This window comes from Nostoc sp. NZL, assembly GCF_015714705.1.
GTDB lineage: Bacteria > Cyanobacteriota > Cyanobacteriia > Cyanobacteriales > Nostocaceae > Nostoc > Nostoc foliaceum_A.
Genome location: NZ_WBKL01000046.1, coordinates 45,643 through 63,458, shown reverse-complemented (window position 1 = coordinate 63,458; position 17,816 = coordinate 45,643). Strand labels below are relative to the sequence as shown.

Annotated in this window: 11 protein-coding genes and 1 pseudogene; 9 read left to right on the top strand and 3 right to left on the bottom strand. The window is 43.5% G+C overall.

What is annotated here, in order from left to right; translation table 11 throughout:
* The 6 genes and pseudogenes from F8R90_RS06720 to aepX form a co-directional block, all read left to right on the top strand.
* Positions 1–1,081, top strand: a 1,081-nt coding sequence (locus tag F8R90_RS06720) for a glycoside hydrolase family 31 protein (protein WP_196510103.1), incomplete at its 5' end; no start/stop codon positions are given.
* Positions 1,082–1,267: 186 nt separating this feature from the next.
* Positions 1,268–5,668 (top strand): PAS domain S-box protein, encoded by a 4,401-nt coding sequence (locus F8R90_RS06715; RefSeq protein WP_196510102.1) that lies wholly within the window; start codon positions 1,268–1,270, stop codon positions 5,666–5,668.
* A gap of 602 nt (positions 5,669–6,270) precedes the next feature.
* Positions 6,271–6,870, top strand: a complete 600-nt coding sequence (locus F8R90_RS06710) for a helix-turn-helix transcriptional regulator (protein WP_196510101.1) — start codon at positions 6,271–6,273, stop codon at positions 6,868–6,870.
* A 154-nt stretch (positions 6,871–7,024) separates the two neighbouring features.
* A pseudogene (locus F8R90_RS06705) lies at positions 7,025–7,207 on the top strand (IS4/Tn5 family transposase DNA-binding protein); the annotation flags it as partial.
* A gap of 380 nt (positions 7,208–7,587) precedes the next feature.
* On the top strand, positions 7,588–8,343 hold the full coding sequence (locus F8R90_RS06700) for a phosphocholine cytidylyltransferase family protein (protein WP_196510100.1): 756 nt from the start codon (positions 7,588–7,590) through the stop codon (positions 8,341–8,343).
* A gap of 42 nt (positions 8,344–8,385) precedes the next feature.
* Complete coding sequence (aepX, locus tag F8R90_RS06695; RefSeq protein WP_196510099.1) at positions 8,386–10,041, top strand: phosphoenolpyruvate mutase; 1,656 nt, start codon at positions 8,386–8,388, stop codon at positions 10,039–10,041.
* A gap of 31 nt (positions 10,042–10,072) precedes the next feature.
* Here the strand turns inward: aepX and F8R90_RS06690 are convergent, their stop codons facing one another.
* Positions 10,073–10,336 carry a hypothetical protein gene (locus tag F8R90_RS06690; RefSeq protein ID WP_196510098.1) on the bottom strand — a complete coding sequence of 88 codons (264 nt, stop codon included), beginning with the start codon at positions 10,334–10,336 and terminating at the stop codon, positions 10,073–10,075.
* A gap of 62 nt (positions 10,337–10,398) precedes the next feature.
* Here F8R90_RS06690 and aepY point away from each other — a divergent pair, with 62 nt between their 5' ends.
* Both aepY and F8R90_RS06680 read left to right on the top strand, forming a co-directional pair.
* Positions 10,399–11,559 (top strand): phosphonopyruvate decarboxylase, encoded by a 1,161-nt coding sequence (gene aepY, locus F8R90_RS06685; protein WP_196510097.1) that lies wholly within the window; start codon positions 10,399–10,401, stop codon positions 11,557–11,559.
* 78 nt (positions 11,560–11,637) lie between these two features.
* Positions 11,638–12,729 carry a 2-aminoethylphosphonate aminotransferase gene (locus F8R90_RS06680; RefSeq protein WP_230966154.1) on the top strand — a complete coding sequence of 364 codons (1,092 nt, stop codon included), beginning with the start codon at positions 11,638–11,640 and terminating at the stop codon, positions 12,727–12,729.
* Between the two features lie 124 nt (positions 12,730–12,853).
* Here F8R90_RS06680 and F8R90_RS06675 read toward each other — a convergent pair whose 3' ends face one another.
* Both F8R90_RS06675 and F8R90_RS06670 read right to left on the bottom strand, forming a co-directional pair.
* Positions 12,854–14,098 carry a cytochrome P450 gene (locus F8R90_RS06675; RefSeq protein WP_196510096.1) on the bottom strand — a complete coding sequence of 415 codons (1,245 nt, stop codon included), beginning with the start codon at positions 14,096–14,098 and terminating at the stop codon, positions 12,854–12,856.
* Positions 14,099–14,290: 192 nt separating this feature from the next.
* Entirely contained in the window at positions 14,291–15,178 is an 888-nt protein-coding gene (locus tag F8R90_RS06670; protein WP_196510095.1) for a pirin family protein, read from the bottom strand.
* 788 nt (positions 15,179–15,966) lie between these two features.
* Between F8R90_RS06670 and kdpA the strand changes: the two genes are divergently transcribed.
* A complete protein-coding gene (kdpA, locus tag F8R90_RS06665) occupies positions 15,967–17,733 on the top strand; it encodes a potassium-transporting ATPase subunit KdpA (RefSeq protein WP_196510094.1) in 1,767 nt (588 codons plus the stop codon).
* The last annotated feature ends 83 nt before the right edge of the window (positions 17,734–17,816 follow it).

The following is a 17,816-nucleotide window of genomic DNA, read 5'->3' as shown; positions in this document are numbered from 1 at the left end:
GGCAGGGGGCAGGGGGCAGGGGGCAGGGGAGAAAGAATTCTCTGTGTCTGCTTCTACTCATACAGAAGTGCATAACTTGTATGGGTTGATGATGGCTAAAGCTTGCTATGAAGGGTTGCAGCAGCATCGAAGTTCAGAGCGATCATTTGTGTTAACGCGATCGGGTTATGCTGGTGTGCAACGCTGGTCTTCTGTATGGATGGGAGATAACCAATCGTTGTGGGAGCATTTAGAAATGTCTCTGCCGATGCTTTGCAATATGGGACTTTCGGGTGTGGGATTTGTGGGTTGCGATATTGGCGGGTTTGCTGGTAACGCCACGGCTGAATTATTTGCTCGGTGGATGCAGGTAGGAATGCTTTACCCATTGATGCGCGGTCACTCAGCAATGTCTACTGCTCGTCATGAACCCTGGGTATTTGGCGATCGCGTTGAAAATATCTGTCGAGAATATATTAATTTACGCTACCAACTACTTCCCTATATCTACACTCTTTTCTGGGAAGCGGTAACAACAGGCGCACCGATTTTAAGACCATTATTGTATCATTTCCCTAACGATCCGAAAACCTATAGCCTCTACGATCAAGTATTGCTAGGTGCGTCGCTGATGGCTGCACCAATTTACCGCCCTGGAGTTGAGCATCGATCTGTCTATTTACCCCTTGGCACTTGGTATGATTGGTGGAGTGGCGATCGCTATGAAGGCCCGATTCACATTCTTGCTCATGCACCACTGGAAAGAATGCCACTGTATGTCCGTAGCGGTGCGATCGTCCCCATGCAACCTGTCAGGCAATACGTTGATCAACACCCACTCGAAGAGATCCGATTACGGATTTGGACTGGTAATAACGAATATCAGCTATTTGAAGATGATGGACAGACAAGCAAGTATCAAGCTCAAGAGTTTTCACTAACCAATATAAGTGTATTTACAGAGGCAAACAAAACAGTAGTAGAAATTGGAGCAAGAGTTGGGAAATGGACACCTCCACTGCGTGAAGTGATTGTAGAACTTGTTGGTGTTGGAGAGCAACGTTTCCAAGATGATGGTAAGCGACAGACTCTGGAATTTTGAAATACTCGCAAAGGTGGTTTTTGAGCCACCATTATTTCCTACTCTAAATTGTGCAAGAAAAAATATGCATAGAGGTAGATGAAAAGTAAGTCAATGGGTAGCCTAAAATACAAAGGACATAAATGATTAACCCGTAAGAAATACGGAAGTTTACTACGCTAGATAGATGCGGTTAGAGAACACTAAATGTTAAATGTTAACCGCTTGCGGCTGCAAGATATATTTAAGATCCCTACAAATTCGCTTGTGGCACAAGTCGCAAGTGCGATCGCTGTTTTTGTTGGCAGTTTGGTATTAATTGGCTGGTACCTTGACATTGAAGTTCTTAAGCACGGCTTCCCTGGTAGTCCTGCCACAATGAAAGTCAACACAGCACTATGTTTTGTGTTGTGTGGTGTATCGCTGTGGCTGTTTTCAACAGGAGGAAGCAGGGCAGAAAGCAGGGGGAACACAACAATTCAAAATTACCCCCACAGCGCCCGATTTCCTACTCTGCTAATTTCCAGGGTCTGTGCAATAGCTGTCACCACAATTGCTGCGCTCACACTGTGTCAATATCTGTTTGGCTGGAATTTCGGCATTGATGAACTAGTGTTTCGTGATTCGCCAACTAGTATAGCGACATCACATCCGGGGCGAATGGGGGTGAACACAGCAGTGAACTTTATGCTGGTGAGCATCGCCCTACAGCTTCTGGTTCATCCAAAAACCCAGCGCAGTTATTGGCATGCCCAGATTATCGCTCTGGTCGCGGCTTTAATTTCCTTTCAGGCAGTCATGGGCTATGCCTATAAAGTGAGAGTTCTCTACGGACTTGCCCCTTATACAACATCAATGGCCTTACACACAGCGGTGCTGTTCAGCTTACTAAGTTTAGGTATTCTGTGGGCGCGGGCAGAACAGGGGTTAATGAGGGTAGTTACAGGCGATACTTATGGTGGCTTACTGGCACGTCGTTTATTAGTTGCCGCGATCGCAGTACCTTTTGTATTGGGGTGGTTAATTGTTGAAGGTGAACGAGCAGGACAATACGGCGCGGCATTTGCAGTGTCGCTGTTTGCGATCGTTCTGATTGTGATTTTTACTATTTTGATTTGGGAAAGCGCCAGAGTTATTGAAAGTCTCAGCCATCAACGCGATCACGCCCAAGAAGTACTGAGAACCTACGAAGCTAAACTGGGGAGTTTTGTTGATGCTAACGTTATTGGCATTCTGTTTGGCGACGTATATGGCGGTATCCAGCAGGCAAATGACGAATTTTTCAGGATGATTGGTTATACGCCGGAGGATTTGTTAGCAGGTAGGTTAAGTTGGCGCAATATCACACCACCAGAGTATTTATACTTGGATGAGCGAGGTATCGCCGAAGCAAAGGGAAACACCAACGCTGCTTGTACGCCTTACGAGAAAGAATATATTCGCAAGGATGGTAGCCGTATCCCGGTTTTAGTTGGTTACGTGCTGCTAGGAGAAAGCCGGGAAGAGTCAGTAGCGTTTATCCTCGACTTGAGCGAACGTAAGCAAGCAGAAGCAGAGCAACAAAAATTAGTATCGCTGGTAGAAAATAGCTCTGACTTTATCGCCATCGCTACCCTTGAGGGGCAATTACTCTACATAAATGATGCAGGTCAAAAGCTGGTAGGGCTTGCCAGCCTTGATGAAGTCAGGCAAAAAGCAGTATTAGATTACGCCATGCCCAAAGACAAAGCCTATTTTCAAGAACACATACTGCCGACTGTGCTATTACAAGGGCGCTGGCAGGGAGAATTCTGCTTCCGGCATCTCCAAACAGGTCAACCGATACCAGTTGATTACAATATCTTCACTGTTACAGACAAGAAGACAGGTCAGCCAATTGCCTTAGCAACTGTGACTCGCAACATCAGCGAGCAAAAGCAGGCTAAGGAACAAATATTACAACTAAACAAGGATTTACAGCGCCGCATTACTGAGTTACAAACTTTGTTGGAAGTAATTCCCATTGGAATTGGCATTGCTGAAGATCCAGAATGCAAAAATATCAAGGTCAATCCTTCTTTTGCCAAGCAGTTGGGGATATTGCCAGATACAAATGCCTCCCTCAGTACTTCCTTGGAAGAAAAACCAACATTTAAAATCTACCGAGAAGGAAGGGAACTCTCAGCAGAGGAACTCCCGATGCAGTACTCTGCTGCTCATGGTGTCGAAGTTTTGGATTTTGAAGTCGATATTGCCCATGAAAATGGAAAAATCGTCAACCTGCTGGAGTATGTTGCACCCCTGTTTGACGAAGAGGGTAAAACCAGAGGATGTGTTGGTGCATTTTTAGATATTACGGAGCGCAAACAAGCAGAGGAAGCACTCCTAAATCAGCAAAAATGGCTGGAGGATGTGTTAAATCTGATGCCAAGACCGTTGCTGTTTATCGAACCAGGAACGGCGCGGGTAACTTTTGCCAATCGCTCTGCTGACGAATTAGCTGGAGGCGAATTTCCCAAGGGTGTACCAGCCGCAGAGTATCACACAGTTTATCACTACACGAATGCAGCAGGCGATCGCATCCCCAATGAGCAAATGCCAGGAGTACGGGTTGCCCTTGGCGAACGCCTGAATGGATTGGAGGTAGACTGGCACACTCCTGGGGGTGTGCGTTCTCTATTAATATTTGCTGATACCCTGCCAGCAATGCACGGTCATCCGGCTACCTGTATTTTGGTGTTCCAAGAAATCAGCAACCTCAAGGATACACAAAAAGCCCTCTCATTAGGTTACAAAAGGCTAAAGCTACTATTTGACACAGCTAACGATTTACTATCGAGTCAGCAACCAGTAGCACTAATCGATAGCGTCTACCGAAAACTCTCAGACCAAATTGGTTTAGATATTTACTTTAACTATTTGGTTGAGGATAACTCTCAGGTAATGCGGTTGGGGTCTTACAGTGGCATTTCCCAGGAGATGGCAAAGGAAATTGAGTGGTTGGCACTTAATCAAGGGGTTTGTGGTACTGTAGCGCACGAACGCCATCCCATGTCTGTAGAGAATGTACAGGAATCTACTGACCCAAAAACAGAATTGATTCGCTCTTTAGGCATTACTGCTTATTATGCATACCCATTGATCGCCCAAGGACGGCTGTTAGGTACTCTTTCTTTTGGCAGCCGCACTCGGTTAAGCTTCACCGATAATCAAAAGGGGATGATGCAAGCAGTATGCGACCAAATAGCGATCGCAATGGAACGAGCTAGTTTAATTGCTTCTTTGCAAGAACAAACTGAGCAGTTGCAAGAAGCTAACCGCATGAAGGATGAGTTTCTGGGAATATTATCCCACGAGTTGCGATCGCCCCTCAATGCCATCCTTGGCTGGGCGCAATTACTACAACGAACCAAGCTCAGTGAAACCCAAATGGCTAGGGCTACAGAGACAATTGAGCGCAATGCCAAAGCGCAAACCCAGCTAATTGAAGACCTGCTGGATATATCGCGGATGACTAGAGGCAAATTACGCCTCAATGTCCTTACTTGTAATTTGGTTCCGATGATTGAGTCGGCCATCGAGACTGTTAGCCTAGCCGCCCAGTCCAAGGAAATCGATTTGAGATTTTCCCTCATTCCCTCAAAAGAAACGCGAAATGCGCCACCGGGGATACTCCCCATGGTCACTTTCGCACCAAATTTAGATTCGGGATTCGGGATTAAGAGCGAAAATCTAGAATCTCCACAAGCACAATTCCAAACCAATCAACACTCACAAGACAGCAAGCTTGGCGAAAATTCTCAATTCTTAGTTTCCGGGGATTTCGAGCGTTTGCAGCAAATCATCTGGAATCTGCTATCCAACGCTATCAAATTCACGCCCGCAGGAGGACGGGTAGAGGTGCAATTGTCAGTGGTCAGTGGACAAGAAAAAGAACAGACAACGGATAAATACGCCCAAATTCAGGTGATTGATACAGGCATTGGGATCAGTCCTGATTTTCTTCCTTACGTCTTTGATCGCTTTCGTCAAGCTGATAGTTCTAGTACTAGAACCTATGGTGGATTAGGACTAGGATTAGCGATCGTCCGTCATTTAGTAGAATTACATGGTGGTACTGTCCACGCAAATAGTCTGGGTGAAGAACAAGGAGCGACGTTTACAGTCAAGCTACCACTCTTGAAGAGTGCCCCGCTCAGACCCTTTGCCCCTGCGCCCCTCCCGCCGTCTTCCCCTCTCCCCGTCTCCCTCCTTGGCGTGCGGGTACTGGTTGTAGATGACCAAGCCGATAGCCGTGAATTCATCACCACAGTTCTCGAACAGTACCAAGCCGAAGTTCAAGCAGTCGCATCAGTTCAAGAAGCATTGCAAGTAATTACACAGTGGAAACCAGATGTTTTAGTTAGTGACATCGGTATGCCCCAGGAAGATGGTTACTCTTTGATCCGCAAACTGCGATCGCAACGCCCAGAACTAGGAGGAAATATTCCAGCCGCAGCGTTGACAGCTTATGCTAAACCAGAGGATCGGATGCGAGCTATACAAGAAGGTTATCAGCTACATTTACCTAAACCTATTGAGGCGGCGGAGTTAGCTACAGTAGTTGCCAGCCTTGTGGGACGAACTTAGAGAAAATGGGGCATTGGGCATTGGCAATCTCCTTCTTTTTTAATATCAAAATTTATATAAAATTCAAACTTTTTCCTAATTAACAATCACCAAAAAGCAGTTTTTTTATTTGTGATTTAGCGTACTTGGTGAATACTTACATATAAAAAGAATTTATATGTAAATTTTTATCTCAATATGAATAATTATTGCGTATTGGGGCGATCGCTATTTAGCAGAAGCGGCTTCAATAGGCAATGCAATGGCTCCCCTTAAAAAGGCTTGCTCTTTTATTTCCTCCTTATAGTGCATTTTGAAGAGGGTCACTACAGGCGGGGAGAAATTATCCAAGGTTTATTAGAAGTGACTTCCGAAATAGGCAATTTCAAAGTTGTATTTAAAGTATGTAACTGAAACGGGTGACAAAGAGGCTACATAATTTGTGAATTAAGTATTATAAGAAAATAGTGTTAAAAATAATATTTGTATTTACTGGTACTAGCATGATTGACCTGTAATATTCACTCAATTATTCAGTTAATCATGCAAAAAATAGATGATGCGTCTTTTAACTCCCATGTATCTAATAAACAAGGATTATTTTATACAATAATATAACTACTATGATCGCCCTAAAAAAAACATTAACTGAACCACAACAGCTAGATAATATTGATTTACATAACTCGAAGCGAGCTGATTTTTTACAAGAAGTAATTGAAGGCTTAGAAGACGGAATATTAATTTTAAGCCAAACTGGTGAAGTAGTTCATGCTAATGCATCTGCTCATCGCCTTTGTTGTCAATTCCATCAAGGCAATTTTAATCAGAATTTTGTCCCCCCAGCCATCTGGAATCTTTGTAAATCGTTACTCAATAGTCGGTATTTGTTTTCTGATAAACTTCTGATTCTGTCGGATGAGATTGTGCTTGATAAGTTAAATATTTTTCGGATTAGGGTGAGACTGCTAGATTTAGATGGGTTTGAAGCGCCTTGCTTATTAGTGACCATAGAAAACCAATATGAGTCTGTAAAAAATGCAGCACTCACTGAAGTTAAAAAATTTGACTTGACACCGCGAGAATCTGAAATTTGGTTTCTCTATAGAAGCAACTACAGCTACAAAGAAATAGCGACTAAGCTTTACATCACCATAAACACCGTGAAGAAGCACATGAAAAATATTCACACCAAGCGACAAGCAAACATGTCCTATAATTGAATGGTAGTATCGCATTTTTGAAGGGCTTTTGCCCCCCTTATAAAGCTATCCATTATAAACATCTTTCTTAACAGAAAGATGGACAAATACGAGAAGTTATGTATTGTCTATACAAAGAGCAAGAAGCATAGCAAAGTTAACAATGGAATAATGGATCACACAAGAACTAGAAAGAACGGAATTAGGTGATGCAAGAAGAACCAAGCGGTTGATCAAAATAGTCGAAAATTTAAGTGCTAAACCAGAAGCGAGTATTCCACAAGCCAGTGGGACATGGGCAGAAACTAAAGCCACCTATGACTTCTGGGATTCACCATACATCAAACCATCGATGATTAGACTGAGATATTTATGAGAAAGTCACACTTTTTCAAACTTTCTTACTTCTGACACCCATTTTCTCCAGTCACTGGTACTTTTTCCCCTTCCTTCCTCCTACATAACTACTCGTTTTTGTCAACCTTTCTGTTAAGAAAGATGTTTATAATGGATAGCTTTATAAAGGGGGATTAAGGGGGGTAGTAATTCGATTAAAATCACAACATACCACTTTTCAAACATCCTCTCAGAACAAAATGTTGGTGGTTGAGAACTTTCTCCCTAACTCCATGTTAAGAATTAATTAACAAATATTGTCTTGAGCAAAAAACAGTCATTATAAAATACTGGGAAAATTTCCAGATTTCCTGGTGTTTTAGCTTTGTTGGTGACTTGACGATGAAGGCAATTATATTAGCTGCTGGCGTTGGACGACGCTTAGGTAAAGACGGGCAAATCCAACCCAAATGCTTACTGAAATTTAACGGTAAATCTCTATTAGAGCGCCATTTGAACTATCTTCGTCATTACCACATTGACGAAGTGGTAATTGCTGTAGGTTACCAAGCTGAAAAAATTCAGGAGGAAATCAAAGCATTGGGAGCCGAAAATTGGGTTAGTACAGTCTATAATCCTGACTACACTAAAGGTAGTGTCATTAGTCTTTGGACTTTACGTCAACAGCTAGTTGCTGGCGGTGACATATTATTAATGGATGCAGATGTTTTATACGATCGCAGCATCATCGAACAACTGATAAAGACAAATGTCTCCAACTGCTTCTTGCTGGATCGGAATTTTGAACCTGGGGATGAACCCGTGAAGCTTTGTGTCAGAGATAATTATCTAGTCGAGTTTCGCAAACAAGTAGCTCTTGGTTTGACTTATGATTTTGCAGGCGAATCAGTAGGATTCTTTCGTTTTGAAAGTGCTGTTGCTCACCGTCTTGCTACTCGCACAGAACAGTATGTTGCTGATGGACTGGATGATGAACCTTATGAAGAAGTAATTCGGGATCTGCTGTTAGAAACTCCAGCAACATTTGGCTACGAAGACATCACTGGATTACCTTGGCTCGAAATTGATTTTCCCCAGGATATTCAACGTGCCCAAAACGATATTTTACCTCAGATAGAAGTCGCAGAAAATGTCTGAAAATATCTTCGTTTATTATATAGGTTGAGAAAAGCAGGATAGATGCATCAAATATTTGCACCCATTGATACCGCTGCAAAATTAAATAAGTGTGCCCAATTGCGGCTATTACTAGAATCGCCTCAACTCGACTTCATTATGGAAGCTCACAATGGGATTAGCGCCCGTATTGTGGAAGAGGCTGGATTTAAAGGAATTTGGGCGAGTGGATTAGCCCTTTCGGCTCAATATGGCGTTCGAGATAATAATGAAGCCAGTTGGACTCAAGTTGTGGAAATGCTAGAGTTCATGTCTGATGTCACGAGCATCCCCATTTTATTAGATGGAGATACCGGTTATGGCAACTTTAATAATATGCGCCGTCTGGTCAAAAAGTTAGAACAGCGAGGTATTGCTGGAGTCTGTATTGAAGATAAGCTTTTTCCCAAAACTAATAGCTTTATCAACGGTAGTCGCCAAGCTTTGGCTGATATTGATGAATTCTGCGGCAAAATTAAGGCAGGTAAGGATAGTCAGACAAACCCAGATTTCTGTATTGTCGCCCGACTCGAAGCTTTGATAGCTGGGTGGGATCTTTCGGAGGCAATGCGCCGAGCTGAAGCTTATCACGCCGCAGGAGCAACCGCAATCTTGATTCACAGTAAATCATCGCGTCCTGACCAAGTGCTAGCCTTTGCCAAAGAGTGGGCGGGTCGTTCCCCGTTAGTGATTATACCGACTAAATATTACAGCACTGCCACCAATGTGTTTCGCAAAGCCGAAGTTAATTTGGTCATCTGGGCAAATCACATGATTCGAGCTGCTGTTGCTAGTATGCAAGCGATCGCCCGTGAAGTAAAAGCCAGCGAAACTTTAATCAACATTGAAGATGATATTGCTCCCGTAAAGGAAATTTTCCGGCTACAGGGCGCAGATGAACTGTTAGAAGCTGAAAAACGCTACTTTAGCAATGGACGACAACATACCCAAGCTATCGTTTTGGCTGCTAGCAGAGGACAAGAATTAGCAGGATTGACGCAAGATAAACCCAAAGTGATGTTACCCCTTGGAGGTAAACCACTGCTCAGGTTGTTGGTGGACAAATTCAAAAAACTTGCCATCAATGATATTACCGTTGTCGCAGGTTACAAAGCAGAAACTATAGATGTTGTGGGAACTAAAGTCATCCGCAACCCAGATTATGAAACAACGGGAGAATTAGCATCCTTAGCCTGCGCTCAAAACAGCTTCGGCGACGAGATGCTAGTGCTTTATGGGGATTTACTATTTAGAAGCTACATTCTGCGCGATTTATTAGAATGTCCCGGAGAAATTGTGGCTGTGGTTGATTCTGTGGCGAACAGTAAGTCTGTTAGCGGTTCACCTGACTACGCCTATTGCTCAATTCCAGATGACCTTTCTTTGTTTGGACAGGATGTCAACCTGTTGAACGTTTCTAAAACAACACAAACGCAATTGGGTAAATCTAGCGGCCGCTGGATTGGGATGCTGCGCTTGCGGAGTCAAGGTAGACAGTGGCTAAGTGAAGCACTCAATGAGTTGCAAAAACGGCCGGAATTCAACAGTTTGGGTTTGCCAGAATTATGTAATTATTTAATCGAACAAGGAAAACCGATCAAGGTGCTTTATATTCGCGGTAATTGGTTAGATGTTAATTCTTTAGATGATCTTGACCTTGCTTTTCAATTAAAACAATAGGGGATTGAGGATTGGGAATTGGGGATTGGAATTATAAGGCTGAAGTTTTGAGTTCTGAGGCTGAAGTTCCGAGTTCTGAGGTTGAAGTGTTGAGTTCTGAGGTCGGAGTTCCGAGTTCTGAGGTTGAAGTTTTGAGTTCTGAGGTCGGAGTTCCGAGTTCTGAGGTTGAAGTTTTGAGTTCTGAGGTTGAAGTTCCGAGTTCTGAGGTTAAAGTTCCAAGTTCAAAGGTCGAAGTTCCGAGTTCAAAGGTCGAAGTTCCGAGTTCAGAGGTCGAAGTAATAATCTTTCTTCTCAATCTCCCAGTACAGACGCGATTAATCGCGTCTCTATCTCAAAAATTACTGTAAATTTTTAATTATGATTCAGGCAGAGGAATTTGTAGAAGCTGCACGTAATTTTGGCTTTGGGTGTTACACTGGCGTACCCTGTTCTTTTCTCACGCCCTTTATTAACTACGTCATCAATGACGTTCAACTTAGATATATCTCCGCAGCCAATGAGGGAGATGCTGTAGCGATCGCAGCCGGAGCCGCAATTGCTGGTAAACCAGCCGTGGTGATGATGCAAAACTCTGGTTTGGGAAATGCAGTTAACCCGCTAACCTCCCTCACTTATATCTTTCGGATTCCGCTGCTGCTGATTTGTACCTTACGAGGCGATCGCCATTTACAAGATGAACCGCAACATGAATTAATGGGACAAATCACAGATAAATTGTTGGAAACAATATCTGTACCTTGGGAATTTTTTCCCACAGACGCAGCAGAAATAGAACCCGTTCTGAAAAGAGCCACAGCTTATATGGAACAAGAGCGCCGACCTTATGCTCTAATTATGCGTAAAGGAACAATTGCCCCCCATGCACTCACTCGTTCTTCTATGCCCGAACGAGAAAATAGTAGTATTTCTCATATTCAGCAAAGCTTTTTTCGGGATAACAAAGAGCAACGCATTTCTCGCAGCGAAGCATTAGCTCGGATTGTGGAACTCATTGATGCAGAAAACACAGTAATAATTGCCACTACCGGATACACGGGACGCGAACTCTTTGCTAGCAAAGACAGCGCCAATCATCTTTATATGGTTGGGTCGATGGGCTGCGCTTCTTCAATGGGATTGGGACTATCTTTAGCACGTCCAGACCTCAAGGTAGTAGTGATTGATGGTGATGGGGCAGCACTGATGCGAATGGGTAATTTTGCTACCATCGGCACTTATGGCGGTGCTAACTTTACCCATATTCTCTTAGATAATGAAGTCCACGATTCCACAGGCGCACAAGCTACCGTTTCTGCGGGTATCTCCTTTGCCAAAATTGCCGAAGCCTGCGGTTACGGCGTTACATTAGCCGGAGATGACCCTTCGCTTTTAAATACATTATTTACCGCAGATGCTAACACTAGACCTAAATTCGCTCATTTAAAAATCCATCCAGGAACTTTAGAAAAGCTACCGCGACCCAACGTCACGCCGGAAGCAGTTTTACAACGCTTTATGAAACAGATTGGTAATTCGTAATTCGTAATTCGTAATTCGTAATTAATAAATTCAAAGTACCAGCTCTTAAATTTATTAATGCCTAATGACAAATGACAAATGACAAATGACAAAATGATTTTACTAAATCCCGGCCCCGTCAATTTGAGCGATCGCGTCAGAAATGCCCTGTTGCGTCCCGATTTGTGTCACCGTGAGGTGGAATTTTCCCAACTTCAAAGCAGAATCCGCGAACAATTACTTCAAGTTTATGGTCTTGGAAGCGATCGCTGGGCAGCAGTTCTCCTCACTGGTTCTGGTACCGCAGCAATGGAAGCGATGATCAGCAGTTTAGTTCCAAGCGATGGGAAATTGCTGGTCATTGAAAACGGTGTATATGGCGAACGACTATCCAAAATTGCCAAAATCCACGGCATTAATTACATCACACTTTCCCATGCTTGGGATGCCGAAATAGATATCAACGCTTTAGTCAAACTTTTAGATGAAAACGCCGACATCACCCACCTTGCTGTCGTCCATCACGAAACTACTACTGGTCGCCTAAATAATTTGCTGGAACTTGCGCCAATTTGTCAAGAACGCAGCATCAAACTACTAGTGGATGGAGTCAGCAGCTTTGGTGCTGAGGAACTAAATTTTGCAGATTGGGGAATCACGGCTTGCGCTGCGACAGCCAATAAATGTCTGCATGGTGTCCCCGGAACGTCCTTTGTTATCCTGCGACGGGATGCACTGCCGTCAGTAGACACAATCCCCCGCACCTTATATTTAGATTTAGGAACCTATTGCCAGCAGCAAGACCGAGGCGGTACACCTTTTACACAATCAGTACAGACATTTTATGCTTTAACAGAAGCTTTGCAAGAAATGGCAGAAGCAGGAGGTTGGCGTGCTAGACACAGCCATTACAACCAACTTGCCAGCTTAGTCAGAGACGGGTTAGCCTCAATCGGAATTAAACCCCTACTTCCTCTTGGCAGCTCATCCGTTGTCTTGAATGCCTACTACTTGCCAGATGGTTTCAGATATGAAGAATTTCACGACCAACTGAAAGCACAAGACTATATAATTTATTCTGGACAGGAAAATTTAGCTCAATCTATTTTCCGAGTATCGACAATGGGAGCTATTACCCACGCTGACATGGAACGCTTTGTTGGTGTAGTTAAACAAATAATTCGTAATTAATAATATTCTCTCGTTCCCATGCAAAGCATGGGAATGGCTGATTAGGGGCAGCAGCCCCCAGCAGGGTAAGAGAAGGCATCGCTTGTTTTTGATCCAACCTGACAAAATCGCGTTGCTTCCCATTTCATGCTATTTTGTCGAATTCAATATGGAGGTACTTCACTGTGCGCATGAGTATGTTCGGCAAGTACTGGTAATTTTCTTGTGCCAAGCGGATGTTCTTAAGCCTTAGCAGTAACCGCTCATAGGCGATCTGCATTTCCTTACGAGCAAGCATAGCGCCCAAACAAAAATGAATGCCATAACCAAAAGATAGGTGGTTGCTGGCATTATGGCGGCACACATCGAAACGCTCACCCTCAGGAAATTTTATGGGGTCGCGGTTAGCAGCATCGAAACGGATCATCACCAAAGACCCAGCTTTGAGAGCAACGTCTCCTAGTTTTGTATCTTGCATCACAACTCGCCACATTCCCGCTGTCGGACTTTCCATTCGTAGAACTTCTTCAACAAAGTTCTCTAGCTGGGAAATATCTGTTTGTAGCAACTTCATTTGCTCTTGATTGTTTGTCAGCAATAACATCCCACCCGCGAGTGCACTGGTGACAGTCTCATTGCCTGCCACTAATATTTGCTGAACTATACTTAGTAATTCAGCAGTGTCGAGCGATCGCTCTCCAGCCACCTTTGCCTGTACCAAGTCAGTAATCAAATCATCTTGAGGCTGTTTTTGGCGTGAGTCTATGACATCATGAAAATAGTGCTGGAAAGCAACAACATCTTTAGCACACTCGATCTCCTGGTCTCTAGAAAGTGTGTGACCTAAGCGTGCAATAAAAGAATCAGACCATTGCTTGAACTTCGGCAAATCTGCTTGCGGCACACCTAACTGTTGAGCAATAACTTTGATCGGTAAGGGTACGGCAAACTCACTGACGAATTCACACTTGCCGCGCTCAATGAAACTGTCAATAAGTTCATCAACAATCTGCTCAATCAAGTCACGCATTTTGTTGACACGCGACGAGGTGAACGCCTTATTCACCAGCGAGCGAAATCGCTCGTGTTCTGGCGGATCTGCCGTGAGCAGGGTGTTCATCTGAGGCCAGCCTTGAGCAGAAATTTTCTGCAACTCATCATCCTGTTCTCCTTTGCCAGCCAGTAAAGTGGAGAAATTGCTAGAGAATATTTTTGTATCCTTAAGAATTTCTATCACCAAGTCATAGCGGGTAACGAGAAAGAGTTTGGTGTCAGGTCTGGGACTAGGTAGCTCCATAATTGGTGCTTGCTCTTGTGCCAGCTTGTAGAATTCATAAGGACACACAAGCAGTTCCGGGTCAAAGAAGTTGTAGTCCGACAGATGCTTCATGCTTCTACTGGTGGTCAATGATGGTTTGCTTTGAGTAATTATGCAGTCAATATCATCTTAACAAGATACTCACCGTTCGCTGTCCTAAAGCGCACTGCCTTTGGTTATGCCGAAACTAATGCGCGACGGCTCAAAGAAAAAATTCTCCAGGAGAGTACAAAGTTATTTATGTAACAATGGCCCTTCAAACGCCTATGAAAAAGGATTAGCTTCTGTCACCACTTCTGGTAGTGGAATAAACTCTGTTTCATCTGGCACGGTAGCAAAGCGGGAGTTGCGCCAATCAGCTTTAGCTTGCTCTATTCGTTCTGGTCGGCTAGAGACAAAATTCCACCATTTGTAGCGTGTACCTAACGGCTCACCGCCAATAACAATACATCGAGCAGGCGCAGTAGCAGAAACGCTGATCTGATCACCTGGCTCTAGAATAGCGAGACGATATTGCTCTATCGGTTCATCATTAATCCTCAATCCCTCTGTGACACTATATACTGCCCTTTCTGAATAATCAGTAGGGATAGTGAAGTGGGCATTGGCAGATAACACCCCATCTAAATAGAGGATAGGTGAGAAAAATTCTACAGGTGAGGTATAGCCAAATATTTGCCCAGCAATAAGTTTGATGACAACGCCATTCTCTTCCCAAGTGGGAAGGGTTTCAGCAGGATAGTGAATGAACTTTGGATCGGTTTCTTCGTTTTCAACAGGTAGGGCGACCCAGGTTTGAATGCCATGAATAGTAGTTTCTTTGTGACGGTCAGAGTCAGGTGAGCGTTCTGAATGTACAATCCCCTTTCCTGCTGTCATCCAGTTCACTGCACCTGGTTTGATTTCCTGCACAGTACCCAAACTATCCCGATGCATCAAAGCACCATCAAATAAATAAGTTACCGTTGCAAGATTGATATGAGGATGTGGTCGGACATCGATGCCTTGATTGGGGGGCATAACGGACGGGCCAAGATGATCAAAAAAGATAAACGGCCCAACCATTTGGCGATTAGGATATGGCAAACTGCGGCGGGCAAAAGACCCACCCAGATTTTTAATTTCGGGTTCAATCAGTTGAAGGATTGCCATAAATCATAGAGGGTGATTGGTAAATGCTGGAATCATTATAAGTATATCTACTGCCAAACAAGTTAACCTTTATGAGTTATCTGTTTAAATCAAAGACTCTTTGACTAATTAATGTATTTTGCGATCGCGGTAGTCTGGAAGTAGTAAAAAGAGCCGATGCGATCGTACCCCGCTTGAGTGCAACTATCTGCCGAGGTTATCGTGTTGCTTAAGTTAAAAATATTACATATAAATCTAAATGAATCGTAAACTTCTTTGCTTATTTTCTTCTCTTCGTTCACGCAACGCGTTGGCAAAAGCCGATGCACCAGAAGGCGGTTAGATAATTTTTACAACTCAAATAAGATTGCTATAGCTATTTGTTTAGAATTTAGCTGTTCTTCTATATTTGCAGATATATATCGAGATAAACGCTTTGAATGCTTGTATATATCAATAAATATATTTCTTGTATAGGCTAGTTTAAATATTAATTTATACCTTGTTTTCTTTAACGAAAAGCTCCATGATTGATAGAGAAAGCACATAGTTAGAGGTTATACAAATTCTGCATTAAGATACATAAATATAGACGCAGAGCAGCTTGCCGCAGCTACTGCAATCGTGCAGCGTGTCGCAAATACACAAATAATGAATTAAATCAAAAGTCAATCAAATTTGGCGCAGTCTTAAAAATAAATTGTATTAGCTAATAATAATGCCAATATATTTCATTGTTTTTCTGTTATTTCTAAGAGAATATCTGATATACATCTGAACTTTATTTATGTCGGAGTTCAACTAATTAAATGCTAGAAGGATGGATTCAAATTGTATTAACGCTATTAATTGTAGTAGTGTTAACTCCATTTTTTGGGCGCTACATGGCGCGTGTCTACCTAGAGCAAAGTACTTTTCTCGACCCAATTTTGAATCCGGTTGAGCGAGTGCTTTATGCCTTGGTTGGCGTTAAAAGCAAAGAAAATATGACGGGCTGGCAGTATGGGCGGGCAATCCTATACAGCAACTTAGCAATGGGGTTGCTGATTTTCTTGATCATTATGAATCAGGGATGGTTGCCCCTCAATCCGGCGGGGATAAATGCCCCAACTTGGGACACAGTGCTGCATACTACCATTTCCTTTATTACTAATACCAACCAGCAGCATTATTCTGGTGAAACTTACATGAGCTATGGTAGCCAAATGTGGGGTCTTGGTTATCATATGTTCACCTCTGCTGCGACTGGTTTAGCGGTGGGGATTGCTTTTATTCGGGGATTAACGGGTAGATCGTTGGGCAACTTTTATGTAGACCTAATTCGCTCGATTACCCGAATTTTGCTGCCTATTTGTATTGTGGGCGCGATCGCCTTGATGGCATCTGGCGTTCCCGAAACACTGGCGGGTGCAGTTGTATTCCCTACCTTGGAAGATCAAAATCTTAGTCAGGCGATCGCTCGTGGCCCTGTTGCCCATTTTGAAATTATCAAGCTATTAGGAGAAAACGGCGGCGGCTTTTTCGCCATCAACTCAGCACACCCCTTTGAAAATCCCAACGGATTTTCAAACTTGATTCAGATTGTGGCGATGCTTTCAATTCCCACTTCCCTAATCTACACCTATGGTTTGTTTGCGAATAATATCAAGCAAGCTTGGTTAGTATATGGCATGGTCGGTGTACTTTATGTTGTATTTATCATCGTCACTGCCATTGGTGAATACAACGGTAATCCGGCTGTTAATGCACTGCTAGGTAGTCAGCAGCCGAACCTAGAGGGTAAAGAAGTCCGGTTTGGTTGGGTACAATCTGCATTATTTGCAACGAGTACAACTGCTACTATGTGCGGCGCAGTCAACAGTTTACACGACTCCTTTATGCCCAACGGCGGTTTTATTACCCTTTCCAATATGTTCCTGCAAATTATCTGGGGTGGACAGGGTACAGGAACCGCTTATTTGTTCGCTTACCTGATTCTGGCTGTGTTTGCTACAGGGCTGATGGTGGGGCGCACACCAGAATTTCTCGGACGCAAGATTGAAAAGCGCGAAGTTGTTCTTGCTAGTTTCCTGATTCTGCTAGTTCACCCGATCGCAATTATGATTCCCGCAGGTATCACCTTGGCATTTCCCGATCAACTATCAGGAATTAGCAATCCCGGCTTCCACGGCTTTGCTCAAGTAATTTATGAATACGCCTCCGCTGCTGCTAACAACGGTTCTGGGTTTGAAGGCTTAGGCGATTCACAACCGTCTCCTTTTGCGATGTCTGCGACGGGCTTCGCCAACGCCACAGGTACAGAACCAACTTTAACTGCTTTGTGGTGGAACTTGAGTACCTGCTTCAGTTTACTGGCTGGACGTTATATTCCAGTTTTGGGTTTGCTGTTTTTAGCAGATAGTATGTCTCGTAAGCAAGCTGTTCCCTACACCACTGGTACATTGCGAACCGATACCGGACTATTTATAGGCGTTACCGCAGGCGTGATTTTAATTTTGGGCGCACTTACATTCTTCCCAGTATTAGCATTAGGCCCCATTGGTGAAGCTTTCTTTATTGCCAAAGGTATCGGCTAGGGATTGGGGAGCGGAGGGGTAGGGGAGAGTTAGAACACCATTCATCGACCTCGGAACATCGTTTATCGACTTCGGAACACCGT

Bases quoted from the DNA above. Each gene is read 5' to 3' on its own strand.
- F8R90_RS06710 (WP_196510101.1), top strand. From the start codon at position 6,271: ATGATCGCCCTAAAAAAAACATTAACTGAACCACAACAGCTAGATAAT.
- F8R90_RS06715 (WP_196510102.1), top strand. From the start codon at position 1,268: ATGTTAAATGTTAACCGCTTGCGGCTGCAAGATATATTTAAGATCCCT.
- aepY (WP_196510097.1), top strand. From the start codon at position 10,399: ATGATTCAGGCAGAGGAATTTGTAGAAGCTGCACGTAATTTTGGCTTT.
- F8R90_RS06700 (WP_196510100.1), top strand. From the start codon at position 7,588: ATGAAGGCAATTATATTAGCTGCTGGCGTTGGACGACGCTTAGGTAAA.
- F8R90_RS06670 (WP_196510095.1), bottom strand. From the start codon at position 15,178: ATGGCAATCCTTCAACTGATTGAACCCGAAATTAAAAATCTGGGTGGG.
- F8R90_RS06680 (WP_230966154.1), top strand. From the start codon at position 11,638: ATGACAAATGACAAAATGATTTTACTAAATCCCGGCCCCGTCAATTTG.
- F8R90_RS06675 (WP_196510096.1), bottom strand. From the start codon at position 14,098: ATGAAGCATCTGTCGGACTACAACTTCTTTGACCCGGAACTGCTTGTG.
- aepX (WP_196510099.1), top strand. From the start codon at position 8,386: ATGCATCAAATATTTGCACCCATTGATACCGCTGCAAAATTAAATAAG.
- kdpA (WP_196510094.1), top strand. From the start codon at position 15,967: ATGCTAGAAGGATGGATTCAAATTGTATTAACGCTATTAATTGTAGTA.